The following is a 9606-nucleotide window of genomic DNA, read 5'->3' on the forward strand; positions in this document are numbered from 1 at the left end:
TTCCTATGTGATCTCTGTGTCTCTGTGGTATGGCTAACGCCACGCTCCGCGAACGTTAAAAAAAATCCCGTTCAAAACTCAAATAGGATTCCTATAATTGATAAAATGAATCAAATTTACCCACAGGAAATTTCGCCAAGTTTATGGGTAGGAATTGGTTGTCAAAAGGGTAGTTCACGGCTATTGATAGCAACGGCAATAGAGAAAGTATTTCAAGAACATCAACTCAATGAAAATGCGATCGCCGGGCTTGCTACTATTGACAATAAAGCTTCGGAAGTTGGTTTAATAGAACTTTGCCGTCTTTGCAGTTTTCCTTTAAAAACCTTCACCGCAGATATTTTGTCCACTGTTTCCGTCCCCAACCCTGCCAAATTCGCTGAAAAAACAGTGGGAACTCCCAGCGTAGCTGAAGCTGCTGCTATTCTCGCAGTCTCCCATATCAGCCCATGTTTAACTAGCAAGCAAGAGTTAGAAATCAAGTTATTAGTTCCTAAACAAATTTTTCGCTTACAGGGTGAACCAGGAGCGGTGACAATAGCTGTGGCCTGTCTTACAAAATTGTTCTCAAAAAATAGCTAATCAAACTAGAAACAATTGTTAACACAATTGAACCCGCTAAAGCAGGCCAGAAACCCTGAATTTCAAAACCATAACCAGGAGTGAGGTTACTTGCTAGCCAAATGGTTAACGCATTAATTACAAATGTAAATAAACCAAAGGTAATTAAAGTAATTGGAAAGGCCAAAATACTTAAAATTGGTCGAATAAACGCATTTACTAAACCAATAATTGCTACAGCCACTAAAGCAGCTACAAAATCCCTGACAAAGAACCCAGGAACAACATTAGCGGTGATGAGCAAAGCCACCGCAGTACCAAGCCAAGTTAGCAAAAAGTGTTTCATCAGTTTTGTCTAGAAATTAGCGCTCTTTTATCAAGGGTAGGTTGAAAAAAAACCCCACCACTATTGAAATCAAACCCTACGGGTGTGGTGGTGAGAGTGTCAACGTCGCGATAGTGCTTCCCATGTAGCACCACCAACTACACCGTCAGCCTCCAAACCATAGCGCTGTTGTGCAGCTTTTACTGCTGCTTCAGTGTTCATCCCAAAATCTCCATCCACATCACCAGCCAGAAAACCAAGCTGTTTTAGTCGTGCTTGCAGCTTCCGCACTTCCGAATTCCGCATTCCTAAACGTAAAATTGGCAATCCTTGGGCGGTATATTGAACACCAGGGATTTGTCCAGGAGGCGTTGTAGCTGGTCTTGGCTGAGGTTGAGGACTCGTTGAATTACGTCTGGGAGGACTAGGATTTGTCACCCTTGTAGTAGGTCTGGTTTGGGTGGGAACAGGAAAATTTGAGTTAGAGGGTCGGTTAGGTGAAGATATCCTGGACGTAACTATTGGCTCTTTCGGGAATAGTCGTTCCCAAGTCATAGCATCAACAATACCATCTGGATTCAAAGCAACTGCTCGCTTGAACAGAGAAACAGCGCTGGCTGTTTCCTCTCTATAGACACCATCCACTGCACCTGAGTAAAAGCCCAAAAGTTTTAAAGCCGCCTGAAGTTCTAATACCCGTTCTCCTTGAGAGCCAAATCTGAGGGTAGGACGGCTAATACTAGCTGTAGGAGTTGCTTGGGCAATTCGTTGGGGCGCTACAATTGCGACTCCTGCATCCGAGGTAATAAGTAAGAACGTAGATGAAAACACAAGTAACCAATAAAACTTACCTGTCTTCAAGCCAAGAAATGCTTTTAGTGACTCAAAGTAGTTCACGATACTTGTTTTCAGGCTAACTTGCATGGGCTTTACTCTCAGAACCTTATGATGCTAATATTACACCCGCTTGAGTCGAGAAAACAGCTAATGCGATCGCTAAACTCACCCAAGCAAGATATCGCAATTTTACCCCAAAGCCGTATTAATTGCTGTTTCTTGACCAACCAAAGATATATAAGGTGACTGTAAATACTTACAGGCGGCGGTTATGGCATCTTTGACACTTACAGATGCAATCAGTTCTTGAAACTCCTGGTCAAAACCAAGTCCTAAACCCAAAGTTTCATACCAGCCGTATATTTGAGCAATTTGTCCGTTAGTTTGTTTACCCAAAGCATACTGCCCCAGGATTTTATTTTTAGCTGCTTCTAGGGCGGTTTCTGATACTTCTGTAGTACAGAGTAAATCCACTTCTTTACGTAGCCCTTGTAGAGCGATGCTGGTATTGTCTGGTGCTGTCCCCATATACACCACAAATGACCCCGGATACAGCCTTGTGGGATAAAATGCCGATACTTCGTAAGCTAAACCCCGTTTTTCCCGTAATTCCACAAACAAGCGGCTAGAAAGCCCATTACCCAAGTAAGTAGACAGCAATTTTAAGGGGGCGTAGTCTGGACAACTCACCGGTGATCCCAAATAACCCAACATCACAATTGATTGCTGTGTTTGTACAGGTTGTAGTCGATGCTGCGGTTCTGCTTGAAGTTCTGGTAAATTAACTAATGGCAAGGGTTGGGATGGAATTTGCCAATCGCCAAATACTTGTTCGACTAGTGCTACAGCATCTTCTAAGGTGACTCGCCCGGCGATACTAATTACCAGATTATCGGGACGAAAATAAGTTTGATGATACTGCACTAAATCAGCACGCGATAAGCCGCTCATTGTAGTTTCATCTCCTAGTATTGACATAGCATAGGGATGATTTTGATAGATTACCTGCCGCATTTGGCTAAAGGCAAGGGTAAACGGCTGTTCTTTTTGAGAGCGAATACTTTGTAGTGCTAAACGCTTTTCTAGTTCCACTTGGGCTTCGGGAAATGTAGGCGATCGCAATATTCGCCCAGCCAATGTTAAAATCTCCGAGAAGTCAGATGTTACCGTCTTTAAAGACAACAAAAAATAATCAGTAGCAGCATCAGCACTTAAACTCGCGCCCACAGACTCTACTTGTTCAGCCAATTCCCAGCTAGAAAGTCCGTCGCATCCTTTCGTCATCACTGCTGACAGCAAATGGGCTAACCCCGCTTTTTCCCGCGTTTCGTAACAACTACCAGCCCGGACAAACATCCGCGCCGCCACAATATCCGCCACCGGATTTTCAGCCACCAGCACTACAATGCCATTATTCAATACAATGCGATGAATAGGAGAAGAAGATAGAGAAGGTTTCACAGTTATTAGTAATCTATTATTAGTTATTCTTGATGGTTACAGCACTTTTCAAGTAAATGAAGTACACATTTTAATATTATAAATCTTGTGGGGTGGGCATCCTGCCCGCCCTTATCTACCTCAATCAAATCAAATGTCCTGTAGTTGTTTACATTAAACAACCAACCACTGAATTAACAGGATTTAAGTATAGTAACCGCATAATTTAGAGGTGAAAGAAACTGTTGAGCTAATTGTTGCAATTCTTGGGTAGTAAACGATTGAATCTGTTGAGGATATGCTACTGCTAATTCAGCTTGGGCAATAGTGTTGTAATATCCATAAAGCCCCGTTAACTGATTTGGTGTTTCCGTAGAAAAAGCAAACTCATTACAAACCAGTCTACGTGTCCGGGCGAGTTCCTGCTCAGTAATTCCTGTGGTTTGCAAATCATTTAAATGACTGAGAATCAAATTTTCGACTTGATCTACATTTTCTGGCTCCAACCAAGCAGTAATTGTAAATAAACTCGATTCTCGTTGTAGAGAAAAATTACTATAAATTCCCTGTACTAATTGTAATTCTTCCCGCAAATCACGCACCAGTCGGGAAGTTCGCCCTTCTGACAATAACACCGCCAACAAATCTAAACCATAGGCAGTGTGTAATTGCTCTACCCCTGGTACAACCCACGCCATCATTAAACGTGCTTGTTCTAGACGTGGTAAACAAATTTCTTGGCGGTGAATTCCCGTGATAACTGGCTCTATTATTTTTTCGGCCTGCGGAAAGTCTAAAGGTGCTGCAAAATCAGCGAATGAATTATTGACAAGTTCCCAGGCTGACTCTTGAGCAATTCCCCCCACAACAACTACAGTCATATTTTGCGGTTGGTAGTGGGCGCGATGAAAACAACGCATAGCGGCTGGTGACTGTTGCATTAATTCTCGCTCAGTACCTAACACTGAACGCCCATAAGGATGGTTTTGGTAGATGCTTTGATTAAGGGCTTGAAATCCTATCCAATCGGGATCATCATTGCAGGAGCGAATTTCTTCTAGCACCACATCCCGTTCGCGGATAAATTCATCGTCTGGAATAGCTGCGTTAATCAGCAGTTCTCCCAAATGAGGCAGAGTATCTGCTAGGTAAGAAGCTGCTGTAGTCAGGGTATAATGAGCATAATCATAACTCGTAGCTGCATTACTCACACCGCCCCTGGTTTCAATGTTGTGATCAAACATTCCAGGGGCTAGCGTCGCCGTTCCTTTAAAAATCATGTGTTCTAAAAAATGAGCCATACCGAACCACGGTTTTGGCTCAAGGGTTGCTCCGGCGCGCACCCAAACATCAGCCACAACTACAGGGGTAGTGGCAATTTCTTGATGGACAAGTGTTAAACCATTATCTAGTCGGAGAACCGAAGCTGGAAACACAGTATGCTGTAGTTGTTGTTGTGACAAGTTTTTGTAGCTTTAACCACAATTTAAGACAATTTTTGTTATTCTAACTCTCAACGATCGCTAAATTAGAATCAACGGATACAAATTTTCTCTTCCTCAGTCATCAAATTGATATTTGCCATTCACATACAGCACTTTTCATCAAGATGAAATCTGAATTTATCTGTGTAGCCTACGGCAAGCCGCTAACGCGTCTACACCTGTGTTCATCTGTGGTCGATTATCTTTATATTTTCTACACTCAATTGCAAACAGCCAGATATAATTAAAGCCCCCAAGTTTTTGCTAACTTTGGGAGCTAATAATTTTTAAGTTCACCGCAACGCCGTTTTACCTAAGTTTATGACCTGGTTAAACCAGGTGGGTGCCGACTTTCTTCGTTTTAAGTTTCCGGGTACACGCCCGGTTTACTGCCACGAGACTTGTTAGCTTCCCTTTTCTTTAAAGACATAGATCAAAAAACTTGATGGCAGTCACCAACGTCGTAGTGCAACTAAAACCTATTATAGCCTTCCCAAACCAGTTGTGTGTTCAGTATGGAAATTTTCTCGTACATTTAACAAAGGATACCAGATAGATTCTATAGTTTGGGCTATGGTCATGATGGCATCTCGGTTTTGATGATCTACTAACACGGTGACGTGTCCCAGTTTGCGCCCAGGACGTGATTCGGTTTTCCCGTACCAGTGAACGAAAGCCTGGGGAATTTCGGCTAATTTTTGGCGCTGGCTTTGGTAGTCGCTTTGTGAAATTTCATACCCTAGAAGGTTAACCATGACAGCACTAGCACAATGTAAAGCCGGATTTCCCAAAGGTAAGCCACAAACGGCTCGCAAGTGCTGTTCAAACTGAGATGTTTCACAAGCGTCTAAGGAGAAATGCCCAGAATTATGGGTACGAGGGGCAATTTCATTGACCAAAACTTTCCCGTCGGGGGTGAGAAATAGTTCTATACCAAAAACGCCCACGACTTGCAGGTTATTTAAGAGAGTATGAGCGATCGCCTCAATTTCTGCGGCTTGATTCGGTGTAATATCAGCAGGTGCAATCACTCGCCGACATACCTGTTCTTCTTGTTGAGTTTCTACCACTGGGTAAGTCACAACCTCACCCTCTACAGAACGAACCGCAATTATTGCTAATTCTCGTTCAAAGGTGACAAATTCTTCAATTAAAAAAAATCCTTGACTAAAAGCTTTATTTGTGTTAGGTAAATTTAGCTTTTGCTGCAAATCGGCTAAATCTTTAATAATGAAAGTCCCTTGACCATCGTAACCGTGCCGACGGGATTTTAAAACCACCGGAAAACCCAAGTCTTCTATTTGAGACGCGAGATTTTCGGGTTCTTCCACCGCGAAAAATCTGGGAACAGGTAAACCCAAGTCTTTTAAATAGCAGCGCTGCTCATATTTATCTAAAAGCGGAGTTAAAGCTTCTAACCTGGGTCGAAAGCAAACACCTTGATTTTCTATAACAGATAAAGACTCTAAATCAACAAATTCATTTTCAAAGGTAATGACATCAGTTTTCTGTGCTATAATCTCTGTGGAGCTAGCATCATCAACTTTAGCCAAAACAGTATCCTGGGCGATCGCTACAGCAGGATCATCCAAACTAGGAGTTTGCACCACTAATTCAACGCCTAACTTTTTAGCTGCGCCTCCCATCATCCAGGCTAGTTGCCCACCACCAATTATACCAACACGCTTCATCGACATCCTAGAGAATAACGAGTTTCTACACCAGTTTTAGAGTTTACACCACTGGCTTTGCTGCAAAGTTCTTTAATTTGCACGCCATCCAAAATTGCATCTGTGAAATCCGCACTGTCTATATTCACATCCGTAAAGGTGGAGCGTAGCAAAAGAGCTTCTTTGAAAACCGCATCGCTCAAATCAGCCCCGGCGAACTTTACCTGATCCACCATAGCATTAGTTAAATCCGCCCCGTGCAGATTCGCCTGAGTCATTACCGAAGCACTCATGACGGCTCCCCGTAAATCAGCATCTGCAAAATTAGCTAATTCCATATTGGCGTTAGAGAACTCAGCCGCTTGTAAACTTTGTCCAGAAAAATCTCGTCTTTGCATTTAATCTCATAAAATTGTAGTTGTCCGTAGTCAAACGTAGCTATACCCGTCACTACAATGAACCTTAGTAATATCTTTCATTGTTGAAAATTCAACTCTAAAACCATTGATAACAATCTCACATCCGTTTTTTGTGGGAGTTTTAACACGACTTACATACTTTCCAGAAGTTATGTTTTTACGATCTTTGTGCAAAGTAGCCTTAACAAAATCTCCTGTAGAAACATGAGTGAATATTTTTTTAGGCTCAGTGCAAGGAAAACCAAATTTATTGATCCTACAGAATCTTCTGCAACTATGCCCCGTGCTTTTTACTGTTAAAATTTTTGTTGTCAGTATTTTGAGAGTTTCAACTTTTCCTACACAAGCAGCATCAATCCAATGAGTTTTAGGCAATCCTAAACGAGTTCTATTAAACTTAGTTAAACCTCCTGAACCTGTTGTTATAGGTAATCCAGTTTCTTTTAACTTATTAAATAAAGCCCATCTCGTTGAATTTACAGCAGACGCATCTTTTAGTGGACGCTTGGCTTGGGATAAAATTTGCTTCAACAACTCAGGCTTTTTTGCTAAAAACTTCTCAATATCTTGAGTACCTTTTTTGATATTGCATTTCTCACAAGCTAGACACAAATTAGAAATTCTATTAGTTCCTCCTTTGGCTTTTGGTTTAATATGCTCAACTTGTAAAGGGACATTTTCCGCAGTACAGTATGCACATTTTCTATTCCATTTATTCAAAAGATATTCACGGACTTCATACCCTTGTAACTCTCCCTGTTGATACTCAAAGCCTGATATCTCCGGGTTTTCTAGCTGCTGTAGGTCAAACCTAGCAAGCTCTTCAACTATGTCAGTTATTGGGGCAAAATTACATAATCTTTTAACCCAAGTGTTAATAGTTAAAACTCTATGGCTTAAAGAAGGTGCTAACCAACCTTGAGGTTTAGTGCGGTTAAGAAATCTAGCTTGACGATAACGAGTATGTCTAGAACGTCTTCCTCGCCTTACTCCTTTTCGAGTTTCTAGGCTTTCTTTAATAGCTAAACCTCTGTGTTGTAATTCCATACCCCAGATGACTTTATTATTTTGAACTAACGCAAAACCTGTAGTTTTACTCCCTGGATCTATTTTTAATTCAATCGGTTGAGTTGGAACTTCAGATTTAGGTTCTTTCAAAATTATGGTAAATGGAAATCTTCTAAATACAGCAGCTTTTTGTTGATTTAATAAAAAACGTGCATCTCCTGGATGAATTGGAGTAAGTGGTTTTTTGTTGGTATCAAGAACTAGAACAAAATTAGACATTTAAATTTCACCTTTTCAGGGTAATGTTTGCTTCAACCTTGTTATCTGAGCTTGTTATGCTAAATACACTATCCTTGCGGATTGTTTAATAAGTAGCAACATGGCAGGGGACTAGCGAATCCCAAGGTGTTATGACCTAGATAACGTTTACTCATGTTTTGAGTGGTTTGGTTCACATAAACTACAGATTACTCCGTTTATTTATGCTCTCTGGCTAACTCTGCATTACTAAAAGACATGGGATGAGTCCAATCTGCCCAAGCTGGGGAAGCTAAGAGCCATACAGTAATTCCTAGAATAAATGCTAATCCTTGTTTCCAGAACATAATCAAGTATCTAATTGTTCTCTCTAGCTTACCGCATTTGAATTTCGGGACTGACAAATAAAAAACTATGACAAATTTTCTTGTGGGATGGGTGTCCCCACCCGTCCCCTAATCAGGGCGGGCAAGACTTGTACTGAGCGTAGTCGAAGTATGCCCTCCCCCACAATAATTTTATTTAGGTTTTCAATTTGTAGGTGTAATTCGGTGAGCCTTTCTATGTGTGAGTAAAATCACTTGCTATACTACTCATAGATTTGGCACAATCAAGCTAATAAATTCCAATCAATCTAGGACTGCCTAGTGAAAAGCCATGCCTACGACTGGTACAATCCTCCGTAATCACTATAAAATCATTAACCGACTGGGAAGTGGTGCATTTGGTGAGACCTATTTAGCAGCAGATATAGACTTACCCAACCATCCCAAGTGTGTAGTAAAACACCTCAAACCCAACTCCGACCCCGTAGTATTACAAACCGTTAGAAGATTATTTGATAGCGAAGCGAAGGTTTTATACCGTTTAGGCAATGATAGCGACCAGATACCGCGACTATTTGCCCACTTTGAAGAACAAGGGGAATTTTATTTAGTCCAAGAGTTTGTCGATGGGGAAGACTTAAGCAAAGAAATCAGTCCTGGTAAAAAGTTGAGTGAAACAGAAGTCACCAAACTATTACAAGAAATTTTGGAAGTATTAGCAGTAGTTCACAAAAAAAATATCATCCACCGCGACATCAAACCCGCAAACTTAATGCGTCGCCGTCAAGATAGGAAAATAGTGTTAATTGACTTTGGTGCAGTCAAAGAAATAAACACCGTGATGGTGAATAGCCAAGGTCAAACTAGTGTTAGCGTTGTCATTGGAACTAATGGCTATATGCCAAGTGAACAAACAGCCGGACAACCAAAATTATGCAGCGATGTTTACGCAGTGGGGATGTTGGGAATTTATGCTTTAACAGGGAGACAACCCCACGAACTACCAAAAGACCCCACTGATGGTGAAGTGATTTGGCGTAATTATGCAAATGTCAGTGACAAACTGGCAGGTGTTTTAAATAAGATGGTGAGTTATCACTTTCGAGATAGATATTTTTCAGCAGAGGTAGCATTGCAAGCCCTCCAGCCGTCACAGCCACCGCCACAGATAGCACCGACACAACTAAATCCACCATCACCTCAACAGCTACAGCCACAACCACAACGACGACAACCACCCCCACAGCCAACATCTGATTTGTCACGCCGTCAGGTAAT

General features: G+C 41.5%; 10 protein-coding genes and 1 other RNA gene. 2 read left to right on the forward strand and 9 right to left on the reverse strand.

The genetic code is table 11. The annotated features are described in order from the left end of the window. The first annotated feature begins 105 nt into the window (after positions 1 to 105). On the forward strand, positions 106 to 582 hold the full coding sequence (locus tag NSP_RS16310; RefSeq protein ID WP_006196964.1) for a cobalamin biosynthesis protein: 477 nt from the start codon (positions 106 to 108) through the stop codon (positions 580 to 582). On the opposite strand, the gene NSP_RS16315 is transcribed toward NSP_RS16310, so the two are convergent. The 9 genes from NSP_RS16315 to NSP_RS26470 form a co-directional block, all read right to left on the reverse strand. After that, a complete protein-coding gene (locus tag NSP_RS16315) occupies positions 554 to 907 on the reverse strand; it encodes a phage holin family protein (protein WP_006196965.1) in 354 nt (117 codons plus the stop codon). The genes NSP_RS16310 and NSP_RS16315 overlap by 29 nt on opposite strands. Before the next feature lie 99 nt (positions 908 to 1006). Beyond that, the gene (locus tag NSP_RS16320; RefSeq protein ID WP_006196966.1) at positions 1007 to 1810 is read right to left on the reverse strand and encodes a peptidoglycan-binding domain-containing protein; all 804 of its coding nucleotides are present in this window, start codon (positions 1808 to 1810) and stop codon (positions 1007 to 1009) included. 102 nt (positions 1811 to 1912) lie between these two features. Further along, positions 1913 to 3184: a M16 family metallopeptidase gene (locus NSP_RS16325; protein WP_006196968.1), complete on the reverse strand. Its 1272-nt coding sequence runs from the start codon at positions 3182 to 3184 to the stop codon at positions 1913 to 1915. Between the two features lie 173 nt (positions 3185 to 3357). After that, the gene (locus NSP_RS16330) at positions 3358 to 4599 is read right to left on the reverse strand and encodes a M16 family metallopeptidase (RefSeq protein WP_006196969.1); all 1242 of its coding nucleotides are present in this window, start codon (positions 4597 to 4599) and stop codon (positions 3358 to 3360) included. 337 nt (positions 4600 to 4936) lie between these two features. Next, positions 4937 to 5120, reverse strand: a non-coding RNA gene (gene ssrS / locus NSP_RS24365) — 6S RNA. A 9-nt stretch (positions 5121 to 5129) separates the two neighbouring features. Continuing rightward, positions 5130 to 6338, reverse strand: coding sequence for a 5-(carboxyamino)imidazole ribonucleotide synthase (locus NSP_RS16335; protein WP_006196970.1), 1209 nt, complete (start codon positions 6336 to 6338; stop codon positions 5130 to 5132). Next, positions 6335 to 6715 (reverse strand): pentapeptide repeat-containing protein, encoded by a 381-nt coding sequence (locus tag NSP_RS16340; RefSeq protein WP_006196971.1) that lies wholly within the window; start codon positions 6713 to 6715, stop codon positions 6335 to 6337. Before NSP_RS16340 ends, NSP_RS16335 begins: the two co-directional genes overlap by 4 nt. A 30-nt stretch (positions 6716 to 6745) precedes the next feature. After that, on the reverse strand, positions 6746 to 8023 hold the full coding sequence (iscB, locus tag NSP_RS16345) for an RNA-guided endonuclease IscB (RefSeq protein ID WP_006194909.1): 1278 nt from the start codon (positions 8021 to 8023) through the stop codon (positions 6746 to 6748). Between the two features lie 197 nt (positions 8024 to 8220). After that, positions 8221 to 8349 (reverse strand): hypothetical protein, encoded by a 129-nt coding sequence (locus NSP_RS26470; RefSeq protein WP_006196972.1) that lies wholly within the window; start codon positions 8347 to 8349, stop codon positions 8221 to 8223. Between the two features lie 310 nt (positions 8350 to 8659). Here NSP_RS26470 and NSP_RS16350 point away from each other — a divergent pair. Beyond that, positions 8660 to 9606, forward strand: a 947-nt coding sequence (locus tag NSP_RS16350) for a serine/threonine-protein kinase (protein WP_017804241.1), incomplete at its 3' end; no start/stop codon positions are given.

The organism is Nodularia spumigena CCY9414 (assembly GCF_000340565.2).
Taxonomy (GTDB): domain Bacteria; phylum Cyanobacteriota; class Cyanobacteriia; order Cyanobacteriales; family Nostocaceae; genus Nodularia; species Nodularia spumigena.